The 13888-nt window shown below is 60.2% G+C and carries 15 protein-coding genes; 11 read left to right on the forward strand and 4 right to left on the reverse strand.

The window, feature by feature from the left end; all coding sequences use genetic code 11:
- Positions 1–103: 103 nt before the first annotated feature.
- Complete coding sequence (locus BMZ23_RS09780; protein WP_093476189.1) at positions 104–952, forward strand: oxygen-binding di-iron domain-containing protein; 849 nt, start codon at positions 104–106, stop codon at positions 950–952.
- Positions 901–2055 carry a phospholipase D-like domain-containing protein gene (locus BMZ23_RS09785; protein ID WP_093476192.1) on the forward strand — a complete coding sequence of 385 codons (1155 nt, stop codon included), beginning with the start codon at positions 901–903 and terminating at the stop codon, positions 2053–2055. The genes BMZ23_RS09780 and BMZ23_RS09785 overlap by 52 nt, the downstream gene beginning before the upstream one ends.
- A gap of 1 nt (position 2056) precedes the next feature.
- Here BMZ23_RS09785 and BMZ23_RS09790 read toward each other — a convergent pair whose 3' ends face one another.
- Complete coding sequence (locus BMZ23_RS09790; protein ID WP_093476195.1) at positions 2057–3178, reverse strand: GGDEF domain-containing protein; 1122 nt, start codon at positions 3176–3178, stop codon at positions 2057–2059.
- Between the two features lie 325 nt (positions 3179–3503).
- On the opposite strand from BMZ23_RS09790, the gene BMZ23_RS09795 reads away from it, so the two are divergent.
- From BMZ23_RS09795 to BMZ23_RS09810, 4 genes are all read left to right on the forward strand, one after another.
- Positions 3504–5024 (forward strand): fumarate hydratase, encoded by a 1521-nt coding sequence (locus tag BMZ23_RS09795; RefSeq protein WP_093476198.1) that lies wholly within the window; start codon positions 3504–3506, stop codon positions 5022–5024.
- 72 nt (positions 5025–5096) lie between these two features.
- Positions 5097–6923 carry a phosphogluconate dehydratase gene (gene edd, locus BMZ23_RS09800; protein WP_093476201.1) on the forward strand — a complete coding sequence of 609 codons (1827 nt, stop codon included), beginning with the start codon at positions 5097–5099 and terminating at the stop codon, positions 6921–6923.
- Positions 6913–7620, forward strand: a complete 708-nt coding sequence (pgl, locus tag BMZ23_RS09805; RefSeq protein ID WP_093476204.1) for a 6-phosphogluconolactonase — start codon at positions 6913–6915, stop codon at positions 7618–7620. The genes edd and pgl overlap by 11 nt, the downstream gene beginning before the upstream one ends.
- 10 nt (positions 7621–7630) lie before the next feature.
- Positions 7631–8290: a bifunctional 4-hydroxy-2-oxoglutarate aldolase/2-dehydro-3-deoxy-phosphogluconate aldolase gene (locus BMZ23_RS09810; protein ID WP_093476207.1), complete on the forward strand. Its 660-nt coding sequence runs from the start codon at positions 7631–7633 to the stop codon at positions 8288–8290.
- A 17-nt stretch (positions 8291–8307) separates the two neighbouring features.
- Here the strand turns inward: BMZ23_RS09810 and BMZ23_RS09815 are convergent, their stop codons facing one another.
- Positions 8308–9243 carry a universal stress protein gene (locus BMZ23_RS09815; protein WP_093476210.1) on the reverse strand — a complete coding sequence of 312 codons (936 nt, stop codon included), beginning with the start codon at positions 9241–9243 and terminating at the stop codon, positions 8308–8310.
- Positions 9244–9430: 187 nt separating this feature from the next.
- Between BMZ23_RS09815 and BMZ23_RS09820 the strand changes: the two genes are divergently transcribed.
- A complete protein-coding gene (locus BMZ23_RS09820; protein ID WP_093476213.1) occupies positions 9431–9805 on the forward strand; it encodes a tetratricopeptide repeat protein in 375 nt (124 codons plus the stop codon).
- A gap of 36 nt (positions 9806–9841) precedes the next feature.
- A complete protein-coding gene (sbcB, locus tag BMZ23_RS09825) occupies positions 9842–11284 on the forward strand; it encodes an exodeoxyribonuclease I (RefSeq protein ID WP_093476216.1) in 1443 nt (480 codons plus the stop codon).
- Positions 11285–11342: 58 nt separating this feature from the next.
- On the opposite strand, the gene BMZ23_RS09830 is transcribed toward sbcB, so the two are convergent.
- Positions 11343–11711 carry a histone-like nucleoid-structuring protein, MvaT/MvaU family gene (locus BMZ23_RS09830; RefSeq protein WP_093476219.1) on the reverse strand — a complete coding sequence of 123 codons (369 nt, stop codon included), beginning with the start codon at positions 11709–11711 and terminating at the stop codon, positions 11343–11345.
- Positions 11712–12084: 373 nt separating this feature from the next.
- On the opposite strand from BMZ23_RS09830, the gene purU reads away from it, so the two are divergent.
- The 3 genes from purU to BMZ23_RS09845 all read left to right on the forward strand — a co-directional run bounded on the left by purU (position 12085) and on the right by BMZ23_RS09845 (position 13613).
- On the forward strand, positions 12085–12936 hold the full coding sequence (purU, locus tag BMZ23_RS09835) for a formyltetrahydrofolate deformylase (RefSeq protein ID WP_093476222.1): 852 nt from the start codon (positions 12085–12087) through the stop codon (positions 12934–12936).
- Positions 12937–12999: 63 nt separating this feature from the next.
- Positions 13000–13413, forward strand: a complete 414-nt coding sequence (locus tag BMZ23_RS09840) for a CBS domain-containing protein (protein WP_093476225.1) — start codon at positions 13000–13002, stop codon at positions 13411–13413.
- On the forward strand, positions 13410–13613 hold the full coding sequence (locus tag BMZ23_RS09845; protein ID WP_093476228.1) for a hypothetical protein: 204 nt from the start codon (positions 13410–13412) through the stop codon (positions 13611–13613). The genes BMZ23_RS09840 and BMZ23_RS09845 overlap by 4 nt, the downstream gene beginning before the upstream one ends.
- Here BMZ23_RS09845 and BMZ23_RS14980 read toward each other — a convergent pair whose 3' ends face one another.
- Positions 13614–13754 (reverse strand): hypothetical protein, encoded by a 141-nt coding sequence (locus tag BMZ23_RS14980; protein ID WP_177197256.1) that lies wholly within the window; start codon positions 13752–13754, stop codon positions 13614–13616.
- Between the last annotated feature and the right edge of the window lie 134 nt (positions 13755–13888).

The following is a 13888-nucleotide window of genomic DNA, read 5'->3' on the forward strand; positions in this document are numbered from 1 at the left end:
ATATTTGGCCATGCAATGCGTATGGGTTTTGATCTGGGTCAGCATTACTGCTGGCGCCAGGCAGTATAAAGAGCACCTTTCTACCACTTGAGAGGTATATGCGATGGCGGCCAAGGCTCGGGTTCTGTTCGACAATGGCAACCACAAGGTGCTGTGTTTCGATCAGCTGGTTACCGGTGATGGGGTGCAGTCCAACCAGTTCCTGATCATTGACGGCGATCAGCATGCGTTGCTCGACCCCGGTGGTGATCTGACCTACATGCCATTGTCGCTGGCTGTTAGTGAGCATATTCCGCTGGGTGATCTGACCTATGTACTGGCCTCGCATCAGGATCCGGACATCATCGCCTCATTGGATAAATGGTTTTTGCACACCCGTTGCAAGGTGGTTTGCTCAAAGCTGTGGGCACGTTTTCTGCCCCATCTGTCGGCCGCTTACCTGACGCGTCACAGCGGTGTCAGTACTACCGAGCGGATGATCGAAGTGCCGGATCAGGGGATGTATATCCCGCTGGGCTCCTCCCGGCTGATGGTGCTGCCTGCGCACTTCCTGCATTCGGTGGGGAATCTGCATTTTTATGACCCTGTCAGCGGGATTTTGTTTTCCGGGGACATGGGTGCCTCTCTGGTCGACGATGCCGATCCGGTGACCGATTTCGCCGAGCATGTACCGACCATGGAAGGCTTTCATCGCCGCTATATGGCCGGCAACAAGGCCTGTCGCCTGTGGGCCAATATGGTGCGAAAGCTGCAGCCAAAAATGATGGTGCCGCAGCATGGTCGTCCGTTCTGCGGGCCTGATATGATCGGAGCCTTCCTCGACTGGATCAGCCAGCTGCAATGCGGCATGGATTTGCTGGACCAGTCGCATTACCGCATTCCCGATGACAGGGATGGTGCATGGCAGGCCCAGTCTACCCGTGGCGAGAAGATTGCCGATACGCTCTGCTGATTGATGGCGAGCAGTTTTACCCGTGCATGTTGTCTGCCGTGCAGTCGGCACGCCGGTCGGTGGAGCTGGAGCTCTATCTGGTCAGTTCGGGGGCTGTTGCCGGTGACTGGCTGGCTGTGCTGGTTGATGCTGCCCGGCGCGGGGTGAGGGTGCGTTGCCTGCTTGATGGCTTTGGCAGCCTGCAATTGCAGGCTGGTGACCGTAAAAGACTGGTGAGCGCCGGTGTGCAGTTGCGTTTCTACAATCCTCTGCGCTGGCTGGCTGGCCATGGCAACCTGCACCGGGATCATCGCAAGTTGTTGCTGGTGGATGATGAGGTTGCCTTTGTTGGTGGTGCCGGGCTGACTGATGACTTCTATCATCCGCAGCAGGGCAGTAGCTGGCATGAGCTGATGCTGAAGGTGGAAGGGAGTGTGGTAGTTGACTGGCTGGACTTGTTCGAGCGCCAGTGGCTGGCCTCGGCAGCCCCCTTGCGCCGCTGTCCGCCGGGCCGCTGGCGGCGTCTGCCGCTGCCGGCAATGCCTGCCGGTCGTGACGGGCTGGGGCGGGTGTCCTATACCGATGCGGCTGAGCATCAGGAAGTGCTGCGTGCCTTGTTGGCGCAGGTTGCTGCCGCCAGGCAGCGAATCTGGTTGGCAACCCCGTATTTTATTCCCGGCTGGCGTGTGCGCCGGGCGCTGCGACGTGCGGCCCGTCGTGGGGTGGATGTGCGTCTGTTGTTGTGTGGCCAGATCACCGATCATCCGCCAGTGCGCTATGCTGGTCAGCGTTTTTTCGGACGTCTGCTGGGGGCTGGTGTAAAAATCTTCGAATATCAACCCCGTTTTTTGCACCTGAAGATGGTGCTGGTGGATGACTGGGTCAGTATTGGGTCATGCAATTTTGATCATTGGGCGCTGCACTGGAATCTGGAAGCCAATCAGCAAGTGCTTGACCGGCGTTTGCTGGCAGAGGTTGATGATTGTTTTGTCCGGGACTTTGCCTGTAGCCGCGAATGGACGCAGGCCCAATGGCGGGAGTTGCCCTGGCATCACAAGGCAAAGATCCTCGTGTGGGGGCAGGTCAGCCGCTGGTTGATGCTGTGGACGGGTATCCGTGGCTGACTCAGACGGCCTGCGGGTGTATCTGCAGGCAGTTGCGGCCATTGTCCTTGGCCTGGTACAGCGCCTGATCGGCTTCGTTGATGCGGGCTTCCAGCGGGTCGCCAGGATTGAGCAGTGTCAGTCCGGCAGAAAAACTGCAGCGGGTTCCCTCCGGCATGCTATCGAAGTGGCACTCGGCAAAAGCCTGCCTCAATCGTTCAATACATTGGGTAAGGCTGTCGATACTGGCGTTGCCCAGCAGCAGGATGAATTCTTCGCCACCAAAGCGTGCAATCAGGTCCTCGTCGCGCAGACGCTTGCGTGCGATGCGGGCAAAGGTCTGCAGGACAGTATCTCCGGCGGCATGTCCATAGAGGTCATTGATACGTTTGAAGTGGTCCAGATCAATCAGTGCCAGACCTAGCTTTTCTCCCGGCCCCAGCAGTGCCAGACGACGACTGGCTACGTCCATGAAGTGGCGGCGGTTGGACAGGCCGGTCAGGCTGTCGGAAGTGGCCAGTGTCTGCAGCTGGCTCATCATGCCCTTGAGCGTTTCCTGATGCGCCTGCAATGTGCTGTGGCGCCGTTGCAGGCGTTCGCGCAGTTCGCGGATGTAGCTGCCGAAAATGCTAAGCCAGCCAAGCACGCAGCACAGCACGAATAGCTGCAGTATCGACAGGGTGGGGTTGATATTTTCAGGGCGACGAAACAGATCATGTAGCACCACCGCCGAAAAGCACAGCAGCGCCAGTATCGCATGAGTAATGAATTGCCGTCGGTTGAGCTGGAATACGCCGAACAGCAAGATGACCGGATACAGCAGCAGGACAGTGCCGCGGAAGTCGCCAAGGTAGAGTAGTAACCAGCTGGCCAGCAACAGGGCCACTACGATCTGAGCGCTGGTCATGCTGGGATCGGCAAAGCGCAGGTTGTACCCGCTGCGCATACTCCACCAGAACAGGGCCTGGGTGCAGCTGCCGGCCAGTATTATCAGCAGGGCCATCTGTCCGCTGCCATGGAATTGATCGGCAAACCATGCAACCGCCACAATGCTGTGGCTGATCAGGTAGTTGATCTGCGCCATATAGAAGCGTTGCAACCGCAATCGTTGGAAGTTCTGCTCGTTGTTGTCCATGACTGGCATTATTTGCCGTCCCTTGATGGCATTTTGGCGTCAATCTAGCGCGTGTCGATCCGTTTGAACAGAGGGGTGTGCAGGCAAATGACTGACATTTGTGAACAGAGGGGCACTTTGTCGCAAAAACCATAATAAATGGCGTAAATGTCATACAATTGATTTTACGCTGCTACCATAGTCGCACGCTATGACTGCAATCGCTGCCGCATTTGCGGGCCTCGGGTATACTTGGCAGCCTGCTGCGCCGGCACCGCTATCCCGATAATCGCCGGCCTGTCCGTGAGCTTGCGGCATCTGCCGCGCCAGCCAACCAGAGGAGCCTGTCCCCGTCATGGCCACAATCAAGCAAGATGATCTGATCCAGAGCGTTGCCGACGCGCTGCAGTACATTTCCTATTACCACCCGGTGGACTTCATCCAGGCCATGCACCAGGCCTGGCAGCGCGAGGAGTCGCCGGCGGCGCGTGATGCCATGGCACAGATCCTGATCAACTCGCGCATGTGTGCCACCGGGCACCGTCCGATCTGCCAGGACACCGGGATTGTCACCGTGTTCGTCAAGGTCGGTATGGATGTGCGCTGGGAAGGCGCTACCATGGGCCTTGATGACATGATCAACGAGGGCGTACGCCGCGCCTACAACTACCCGGACAACGTCCTGCGTGCCTCCATTCTGGCTGATCCGGCCGGCAAACGGGTAAACACCAAGGACAATACCCCGGCGGTGATCCACTACCAGATGGTGCCGGGCGATACCCTTGAATTCCATGTCGCGGCCAAGGGCGGCGGCTCGGAAAACAAGTCGAAGATGGTCATGCTCAACCCGTCCGACTCGATCGTCGACTGGGTGATCAACACCGTGCCGACCATGGGTGCCGGCTGGTGTCCGCCGGGCATGCTCGGCATCGGCATCGGTGGTACTGCCGAGAAAGCCGCAGTACTGGCCAAGGAATCGCTGATGGAGCCGATCGATATCCACGAACTGCGTGCCCGTGGCCCGCAGAATCGCATCGAAGAGCTGCGTCTGGAAATCATGGACAAGGTCAATGCGCTGGGCATCGGTGCCCAGGGTCTGGGCGGCCTGACCACAGTGCTTGATATCAAGATCAAGGATTACCCGACCCACGCTGCCAGTCTGCCGGTGTGCATGATCCCCAACTGTGCCGCCACCCGCCACGCGCACTTCGTGCTGGATGGCTCCGGCCCGGCCGAGCTGGCGCCGCCGCCGCTGGATGCCTATCCGGATATCGCCTGGGAAGTGGGCGACGGTGTACGCCGGGTCAATCTGGATACTGTCACCCCGGAAGAGGTGCAGACCTGGAAGACCGGCGAGACCATTCTGTTGTCCGGCAAGATGCTTACCGGTCGCGATGCCGCGCACAAGCGCATGGTCGATATGCTGAACAAGGGTGAGCAACTGCCGGTCGACCTGAAGGGCCGTTTTATCTACTACGTCGGTCCGGTTGATCCGGTGCGTGAGGAAGTGGTCGGACCGGCTGGCCCGACTACCGCGACGCGGATGGACAAGTTCACCCGGCAGATCCTTGAGCAGACCGGTCTGCTCGGCATGATCGGCAAGTCCGAGCGTGGCCCGATTGCCATCGAGGCGATCAAGGACCACAAGGCGGTCTACCTGATGGCGGTGGGCGGTGCTGCCTATCTGGTTGCCCAGGCGATCAAGAAAGCCGAGGTGCTTGCCTTCCCTGAGCTGGGTATGGAAGCCATCTATGAGTTTGATGTGAAGGACATGCCGGTCACTGTGGCGGTTGACAGCAGTGGCGAGTCGGTACACATCACCGGACCGCAGATCTGGAAAAAGAAAATTGCCGAGAGTCTGGCTGTGGAAATCTGACGGCTGACAGGCTATTGGTGATACTGACAACCCCGGCCCGTGCCGGGGTTGGTTTTTCTGCCGGAGGTGGACATGCATCCGCTGGTGCTGGAAGTAACCGAACGCCTGCGCGAGCGCAGCCGGCGCTCGCGTGCGCGCTATCTTGAGCAGATGGCTGCCGCCGCCGCAACGCCTCGGGCGCGGCAAAGCCTGCCCTGTTCCAACCTGGCGCATGCCATGGCCGCCTGTCCGGCGGGCGACAAACAGCGGTTGCAGTTGGAGCAACCGGTGAATGTCGGGATTGTCAGCGCCTACAACGACCTGCTGTCGGCGCATCAGCCCTATGCCCGGTATCCTGAGCTGATCCGTCAGCACCTGCGTGGGCTCGGAGCGGGCTGCCAGATGGCCGGCGGCGTACCGGCGATGTGTGATGGCATTACCCAGGGTCAGCCCGGCATGCAGCTGTCGCTGTACAGTCGTGATGTGATTGCCTTGTCGACCGCCGTGGCACTGTCGCATCAGCTGCATGATGCCGTGTTGTTGCTGGGGATCTGCGACAAGATAGTGCCGGGCATGCTGATGGGTGCGCTGCGATTCGGTCATTTGCCCACGCTGTTCGTGCCTTCCGGGCCGATGCCCAGCGGGCTGGATAACAGCGCCAAGGCCGAGGTGCGCCAACGCTATGCCGAGGGCCGCGCCAGCCGCGAGGAGCTGCTGCAGGCCGAGGCGCAGGCCTACCATGCACCGGGTACTTGCACCTTCTTTGGCACCGCCAATACCAACCAGTTACTGCTGGAAGCGCTGGGTCTGCAACTGCCGGGGTCCTCCTTTATTACCCCGGACACGCCGCTGCGCGATGCACTGACCTGCGCCGCCGCCAGCCGTGCGGTAGAACTGGCGCGCAGCGGCGCGGGCAGCCTGGCGCAGATCGTCGATGAACGGGCGCTGGTGAATGCGCTGGTGATGCTGCTGGCCAGTGGCGGCTCGACCAACCACAGCCTGCACCTGCCGGCGATTGCCCGGGCCGCCGGAATCCTGCTGGACTGGGATGACCTTGACCGGTTGTCGTCGGCGGTGCCGACGCTGGCGCATATCTATCCCAACGGCAAGGCCGATATCAACCAGTTCCAGGCCGCCGGCGGGCCGGCCTGGCTGTTTAGCCAGCTGCTGGATGCCGGGCTGCTGCACGAAGATGTCGAGACGGTGGCCGGCCCTGGTCTGGCGCGTTATACCCGTGAGCCGCTGTTGCGTGACGGACAACTGATCTGGCGTGACGGGCCGGCAGTCTCCGGGGATGCGCAGGTACTGCGCAGCCGGCATCAGCCCTTTGCTGAGGATGGAGGCTTGCGCCTGCTCAGCGGGCGGCTGGGGCGCGGCATCATCAAGCTGTCGGCGGTAGCAGTGGAGCAGCGTAGCCTGCGTGCGCCCTGCCGGGTGTTTGATGAGCCGCAGCAACTGGTCGAGGCATTCCGTGCCGGTGAGCTGGAAGCCGACCTGTTTCTGGTGGTGCGCGGGCAGGGGCCACAGGCCAACGGCATGCCCGAGCTGCACGCACTGATGCCCTGTCTGGGCGCCTTGCAGGATCGCGGCTGGCAGGTGGCCCTGGTGACCGACGGCCGGCTGTCCGGCGCCTCCGGCAAGGTGCCGGCGGCATTGCATCTGTACCCAGAGGCGGCTTTGGGCGGGCCGCTGGCACGCCTTCAGGATGGCGACCGGTTATGGTTGGATGCCGAGCAGGGGGTGCTTGAGGTGGAGCTGGATGAGGCCCTGTGGCAGGCACGTCAGCCGACTGCCATTCGGCGCTCGCCGGCCGGTTGCGGTCGTGAATTGTTCGGCCTGCTGCGTGGCGCGGTGGCCAACCCCGAGCAGGGCGCCAGCAGCCTGCTAGACAGCCTGCCGGAATGGACCAATGACGTTTGAACAACTGACCCGCGCCCGTGGCCTGCACCTGCAACAGCATGTCGACGTCACGGCGCAGGCCGAGTGGCTGGCCTGTCGGGTGGCGGATCAGTTGCGTAAGGCGATTACCGAAAAGGGCTTCGCGCGCATGGCGCTGTCCGGTGGCCGTAGCCCGCAGGCATTTCTGCGCCAGTTGGCCGGGCAGTCGCTGGACTGGTCGCGGATAGGGCTGACGCTGGTCGATGAGCGCTGGGTTGATCAGCACTCGGCCGACAGCAATGCCGCGCTGTTGCGCGACGCGCTGGCCGAGCACTGGACGCAGCTGCACTGGCTGCCGTTGTACCGGGGCATCAGCCCGGCTGCCGATGCCGAACAGGTCAGTGCAGCCTTGCAGGCCTGGCTGCCATTCGACGTGGTGGTATTGGGCATGGGGGTCGACGGGCACTGCGCCTCGCTGTTTGCTGATGACCCGCAACTGGCGCAGTGGCTCGATCCGGACGCTGCGCCCCTGTGCGTGCCGGTGGCGGCCAACGCCCAGCGCTTGCCGCGCCTGAGCCTGACACCGCGTGCCCTTGTCAATGCGGGCTTGCAACTGCTGGCCATCAGCGGCGAGGATAAGCGGGCAACCGTGCAGCAGGCCCTGACCGGGGTCGGCGGGTTGCCGGTGGCTGCGTTGTTACAGCCTTCCCTGACCATCAGCTACAGCCCGGCGGGCTGACAGGATGTCCATGAGTCTTGCCCAGCACAGCCTTGCTTTGGATCGTATTTTCAGTGAACAGCGTTTGCTGCCGGTACTCAGTCTGCGCCGGCTGGAGCAGGTGCTGCCGCTGGCCGACGCACTGCTGGCCGGTGGTATCCATACCCTGGAAATAACCCTGCGTACCGACTGCGCGCTGACGGCAATCCGCCTGCTGCGCAGCGAACGGCCGCAGCTGTGTGTCGGTGCCGGCACCGTGCTGGATGGCCGCCAGTTCCAGTCGGTGCTGGATGCCGGTGCCGCCTTCGTGGTGACGCCGGGTTCCACCGAGGAGCTGCTGACCCTCGGTCTGGATAGTCCGGTGCCGCTGTTGCCGGGGGTGGCCACGGCCTCGGAAATATTGATGGGCTATCGGTTCGGTTACCGGCGATTCAAGTTCTATCCGGCGGAAATCAGCGGCGGGGCCGCTGCCTTGCGGGCATTCTCCGGACCCTTCCATGGGATTCGCTTTTGCCCGACTGGTGGCATCGGCCTGGCGCGTCTGGGTGAGTACCTGGCGCTGGATAACCTGCTGGCGATTGGCGGCACCTGGATGGCACCACAGGCGCTGATCGAGGCGCAGGACTGGCAAGGGATAACCCGCCTGTGTCAGCAATCGCTGGCGCTGCAGGCGGGCAGGGCGGCCGACTGAGCGACCGCCCCGCTTACTCAGTCGGGACGGCTCGGGTCGCGGAAGTCGTCCGGCTTGATCACCAGTACATCACAGTCCGCCTCGTCGAGCAGGCGCTCGGCGGTGTGGCCGATCAGTGCGCTGTCCAGGCGCGAGCGTGATACGGCGCCCATTACCAGCAGGTTGATGTCCTGCTGCTTAATGAATTCCGGAATCACTTCCTCCGGATAACCCTGCAGCAGATGACGCTGGTCCGCGCTCAGTTGCTGCTGTTCGCCCAACTGGTCAAAGGCCTCGGCATGGCGCTTGCGCACATCCTCGGCGTAACCGTCATAGTCGGTGATCACGCTGGCATCGAACACCAGGGTGCGCGGCAGCGGGTTGTAACAGTGCACCACGTGGGCTTCGGCACCCAATTGGCCAGCCAGTTCGCGAGCGGTATTGATCAGTTTTATGTCCAGCGCTGCCGGCTTGTCCGCCTCGTGCAGCGGGTCAACGCTGGCGCACAGCTTGCCGATGGTCTGCTCGGCCTGCTTGACCAGCCACAGGGGCTTTTCGCAATGGCGAATCAGCTGCCAGTCGGTATTGGTCAGTAGCAGGCGCTTGATCAGGTTGTGATGATGGGTGGTTTTCAGCACCAGATCCGGGTTGTGCTGGACTACCGCACGCAGGATGTGACGATCAACACGCTTGCCCCAGACGGCCTCGGTATCTACCTGCAGGCCCTTTTCGCGCAGGGGTTTGGCCAGTCGGTCAAGGTACTGGTTGCGGTGGTTGATCAGCGAGGCACGGGCCTTCTCCAGGCCGGGAGTATCGAACAGCAGGCCACCATCCAGTGCTGCGTTGTAGTCGCACATGAACAGCGTGATACGCGCCCCGGGGGTGCGCTCGGCCAACTGCACGGCGCGCTGCAGACAGGGCTGCTGGTCTTCGCTGGTTGGGTCGATCACCACCAGCATGTTGCCAATCTTCATGATGCTCTCCTGACGGGTCATGTGGGGCGCCACTCCGGTCATTCGGCACTGGCGCTGCATTACTATAGGCTTTTTACCCCATGCCTGTCCGCTGCTCGCTGATCTGGGTCAAACCAGTCAATCATGCAGCTCAAGTGTCGGCAGAATTGGTCGATAATGAGCAGACACATCCCAGGGGTAGGTGAGCATGAACGTATCTGTACCGCTGCTGCTCGGCAGTTTCATGCTGGTATTGACCGGCTGTGCCGGCAGTCCGCACGGTAATATCAACAAGGCCTGGCGCGCCTACGATCAGGGTGATTGCCAGCAGGCCAACTACCAGTTGTCCCAGGCTGAGCGCCGCAGTCGCTCGCGGGCCCACCTGCAACCGGAAATCAGTCTGCTGCGGGGGCTCTGTCTGGAACGTCAGGCCCTGTATGTGGATGCGGTGCAGACCTACCGCTGGATCATCCGCCAGCATCCCTCCAGTGAATATGCCTGGCGTGCCGGTGCGCGACTGGAAACCCTGCGCCAGCTCGGTCATCATGACCCGGACACCCCGTTGCCGCCAGAAAAGCGCTGATGCGCCTGCGGCACTCGCACCGCCCAAGGAGGGCCGATGGGCCGCACGCTGTTCTGGTACGACTTTGAAACCACCGGTATCGACACCCGCCGCGACCGCCCCCTGCAGGTCGCCGGCGTACGCACCGATGAAGACCTCAACGAAATTGGCGAACCGCTGAACATTGATTGCCGGTTGGCCGAGGACTGCCTGCCGGCTCCGGGTGCCTGCCTGGTGACCAGGATTGGCCCGGAGCGGGTCAGGGCCGGGCTGCCGGAGGCCGAATTTATCCGCCGGCTGCACGAGCAAATGGCCCAGCCAGGCACCTGTAGCGCCGGGTACAACAACCTGCGCTTTGATGACGAAATGACCCGCTTCACCCTGTATCGCAACTACTTCGACCCCTATGCGCGCGAGTGGCAGTCCGGCAACAGTCGCTGGGATCTGCTCGGCGCCCTGCGCACCGCCCAGGCGTTACGGCCGGAGGGCATTGTCTGGCCGCAGCAGGACGGCCTGCCCAGTTTGCGCCTGGAGTTGCTTACCGAAGCCAACGGTATTGCGCATGTCGGTGCGCATGATGCGCTGGCCGATGTGCGTGCCACCATCGCCATGGCGCGTCTGCTAAAGCAGGCGCAACCCCGTCTGTACGATTACCTGTATGCGCTGCGTGACAAGCAGCGGGTGTTGGAGCTGATCAACTTTCGCACGCCCGAGCCGCTGGTGCATGTGTCCGGACGTATTGGCCGTGACCGTAACGGGTTGACACTGGTACTGCCGCTTGGCTGGCATCCGCAAAACCGTAACGCGCTGATTGTCTGGGATCTGGCAGTCGAGCCGCAGCAGCTGTTCGAGCTGTCGCCGGAGTTACTGCGTGAGCGGCTATATACGCGCAATGAGGATCTGCCCGAGGGTGTCGAGCGACCGGGTCTCAAGCTGGTGCAGATCAACCGCTGCCCGGTGCTGGCCAATCGCAAGGTATTGCGCGAAGGGGATATTGATCGTTTGCAGCTGGATATGCCGCTGTTGCAGCAGCGTGCAGTCTGGCTGGCAGAGCGGCGTGAGCAATTGGGCAACCGGCTGGCACAGATCTATCAGCCGCAGGCCGACAGGGCGGATGAAGAAGACGCTGAACTGCGCCTGTATGGCGGTTTTCTTGATAACGCGGACCGTAATTTGATGGCCGATATACGCGAGAGCGAAGCGCAGCGGTTATTGCCGACATTATGGCCATTACGCGACCAGCGACTGGTCGATATGCTGCCGCGTTACCGAGCGCGCAATTATCCCGAATCACTGGATGTGCAACAAAGGCAGGACTGGCTTGGCTGGTGTGCGCGCCGCTTGGCTGGCGAGTTGCCGGGAGCGGCAATTACCCTGCAGCAATTTATGCAGCAGGTGCAGCAGTTATTGCCTGAATGTAACCCGGAGCAGAGACAACTGCTGGAAAACTGGCGTTGTTACGCGGATCAATTGCGGGAAACCTTGGGGCTGACAGGATAGCTCAGACAACATGTTCAGGCCGGCAGTGGTAACTGCCGGCCTGTAACCTTGGGCCAAATTAGCCGAGGATGCTGGCCCAGCCTTCCACGACATCGCTGCCGTACTGCTCTTTCCAGGCCTTCAGCACCTTGTGGTTGCCACCCTTGGTCTCGATGGTTTCACCGGTGTGCGGGTTCTTGTACTGCTTCATCTTGCGGGTACGTTTGGTTGCGCTGCTTGTCGTGTTGGTAACTGCTGCACGGCCTTCCGGATCAAGAATGGCCAGAACATCACGGTTGGTTTTGCCATATTCCTTCATCAGGTCATGCAGCTTGTCTTCGAATTCCAGTTCCTTTTTAACTCGCTCATCACCCTTGAGGCTTTCGAGGCGAGCGGTAAGCTCCTGGATTTCTTTTTCTACATTACGCATTTCGACCAGTTTGGACATGGGTATTTCTCCGCCTGTTGGGGTTTTAATAATGAAGTGTCAGTTAGAAATTCAGCATCTGTCGAAGCTGGTTGACAGGTGCTGGCGATATTAGTTCAAAGTTAAAATTCAAACAAGCAAGCATATTGTCTGGATGAATAATTGTTGGCTGTCTTGAATGTATTTATGCAGAGAACAGGTCAGCGGTTTTCACGTAGGCGCAACAGCTATTTAATCAGCGTCTGCCTGACAAGAGTGCTGCTTTTTTCAGTTGCAGACACCCCGTCGCCGGGCTTTGCCTTTGATCAATGTTTCCCTAGAATGGCCGCCAACGCATGCGCCGGCAACCAAGAGCCCCTGTGCATGTGACATCTCTTATTCTGGAGTCGTTTTGATGCGTACCTATCGGCTGGTTATTGCCTGCCCCGACCGCATGGGCATTGTTGCCAAAGTCAGCAATGTACTGAGTACCTACAATGGCTGGATCACTGAGGCCAACCATCATTCGGACAACCTTACAGGCTGGTTCTTTATGCGCCATGAGATCCGTGCCGATTCACTTCCCTTTGACCTTGACGGGTTTCGCCGGGTGTTTGCACCTATTGCTGAAGAGTTTGGTATGCACTGGCATATCAATGATTCAGCTGTCAGAAAAAAAGTGGTTTTGATGGCCAGCAAGGAGTCCCATTGTCTGGCTGATCTGTTGCACCGCTGGCACAGTGGCGAACTGGATTGCGATATTGTCAGTGTGATTTCCAATCATGACGATCTGCGCAGTATGGTCGAATGGCATGGCATACCTTTTTACCATGTGCCTGTTGACCCCAAAGACAAAACACCCGCTTTTGCCGAAGTTACTCGTCTGATAGAAGAGCAGCAGGCTGACTGTGTAGTGCTTGCGCGTTACATGCAAATTCTGCCGCCGCAATTGTGTCAACGTTTTGCACACCGCATCATCAATATCCACCACAGCTTCCTGCCATCCTTCGTTGGTGCCCGGCCCTATCACCAGGCCGCGCAGCGTGGCGTCAAGCTGATTGGCGCGACCTGTCACTATGTTACCGAGGAACTTGACGCCGGTCCGATCATCGAACAGGACGTGGCGCGCATCAGTCACCGACAGAATGTCGAGGATATGGTGCGGCTGGGAAAGGACGTGGAAAAGATGGTGCTTTCGCGTGGTTTGCGCTATCACTTGGAAGACAGGGTACTGGTGCACGACAACAAGACAGTCGTGTTCAGCTGAGCGGCGGCAGGCGTCTGTTGTCCGCCAAGTGCCGGTACGGGACCACAACGGGGAGAACAGGCAATGCTCAAATCAGTCAAGGTACGCGATTACATGATCACCGATCTGGTGACCTTCAAGGCGGATACCGATCTGTTCAAGGCAATTGATGTGCTGATCGAAAGGCGCATCTCCGGTGCGCCGGTAGTGGATGATGAGGGTCACCTGCTTGGTTTGCTGTCCGAAAGCGATTGCTTGCGCGGGATTCTTTCCGGCAGCTATTTCGAAGAGGCAGGCGGTCGTGTGGAGTCGGTGATGACGTGCGGTGTTGAAACCGTCGATGCGGCCGCCGATATCGTCAAGGCGGCTGAGCATTTCATTCATCGCGGTCGCCGCCGTCTGCCGGTGCTTGAAGATGGCCGGTTGGTTGGACAGATCAGCCGGCGCGATATTCTGCGTGCCGTGCAGCACTTCAACGACCATGCGGCACCCAAGTGAACAGGCTGCAAGAGTCGTTGCTTGACGAGGATGAGAATCCGGCCATGCAGGCCGGCGCTGCGGCTATGCCGCCGGTATTGGGTGCCGGTTGTCTGTCACGCTTTGATCCGGATGCGCTGAACAGCCAGTCCGGCAGTGACTATGCAGAAGCCCCCCGCTTGCTGGCGCTGTTGCGTCAACAAGCAGGGGAGAGCGGCTGATTAGATACGGAAGCCGCCTACCAGTTCACGCAGACGGCTGACCTGTTGCTCCAGGGATTGACAGGCCCGTAGCGTCGCCTGCAGGTTTTCCACACCTTCCTGATTCAGTGAGTTGATCTCGGTGATGTCCTGATTGAGCATGTTTAGCCGCGCATCCTACGCATGAACGCTTTGGCGTCATGCGCTAGTCAAGCGGCTGTCCGAGCTTGCGAGGATCGTCTTGATTCTCGATGTAGCGAAGCAGTGTTTCGATGTTGGCGCGCCCACCTACGCTG

This window comes from Halopseudomonas yangmingensis, assembly GCF_900114825.1.
In the GTDB taxonomy this organism is placed as follows: Bacteria; Pseudomonadota; Gammaproteobacteria; order Pseudomonadales; family Pseudomonadaceae; genus Halopseudomonas; species Halopseudomonas yangmingensis.

Excerpts from the sequence above, each read along its gene's own strand:
- BMZ23_RS09790 (WP_093476195.1), bottom strand. The coding sequence starts at position 3,178 with ATGCCAGTCATGGACAACAACGAGCAGAACTTCCAACGATTGCGGTTG.
- edd (WP_093476201.1), top strand. The coding sequence starts at position 5,097 with ATGCATCCGCTGGTGCTGGAAGTAACCGAACGCCTGCGCGAGCGCAGC.
- BMZ23_RS14980 (WP_177197256.1), bottom strand. The coding sequence starts at position 13,754 with ATGCTCAATCAGGACATCACCGAGATCAACTCACTGAATCAGGAAGGT.
- purU (WP_093476222.1), top strand. The coding sequence starts at position 12,085 with ATGCGTACCTATCGGCTGGTTATTGCCTGCCCCGACCGCATGGGCATT.
- BMZ23_RS09810 (WP_093476207.1), top strand. The coding sequence starts at position 7,631 with ATGAGTCTTGCCCAGCACAGCCTTGCTTTGGATCGTATTTTCAGTGAA.
- sbcB (WP_093476216.1), top strand. The coding sequence starts at position 9,842 with ATGGGCCGCACGCTGTTCTGGTACGACTTTGAAACCACCGGTATCGAC.
- BMZ23_RS09795 (WP_093476198.1), top strand. The coding sequence starts at position 3,504 with ATGGCCACAATCAAGCAAGATGATCTGATCCAGAGCGTTGCCGACGCG.
- BMZ23_RS09820 (WP_093476213.1), top strand. The coding sequence starts at position 9,431 with ATGAACGTATCTGTACCGCTGCTGCTCGGCAGTTTCATGCTGGTATTG.
- BMZ23_RS09785 (WP_093476192.1), top strand. The coding sequence starts at position 901 with ATGGCAGGCCCAGTCTACCCGTGGCGAGAAGATTGCCGATACGCTCTG.
- BMZ23_RS09830 (WP_093476219.1), bottom strand. The coding sequence starts at position 11,711 with ATGTCCAAACTGGTCGAAATGCGTAATGTAGAAAAAGAAATCCAGGAG.
- pgl (WP_093476204.1), top strand. The coding sequence starts at position 6,913 with ATGACGTTTGAACAACTGACCCGCGCCCGTGGCCTGCACCTGCAACAG.
- BMZ23_RS09840 (WP_093476225.1), top strand. The coding sequence starts at position 13,000 with ATGCTCAAATCAGTCAAGGTACGCGATTACATGATCACCGATCTGGTG.
- BMZ23_RS09815 (WP_093476210.1), bottom strand. The coding sequence starts at position 9,243 with ATGAAGATTGGCAACATGCTGGTGGTGATCGACCCAACCAGCGAAGAC.
- BMZ23_RS09780 (WP_093476189.1), top strand. The coding sequence starts at position 104 with ATGGCGGCCAAGGCTCGGGTTCTGTTCGACAATGGCAACCACAAGGTG.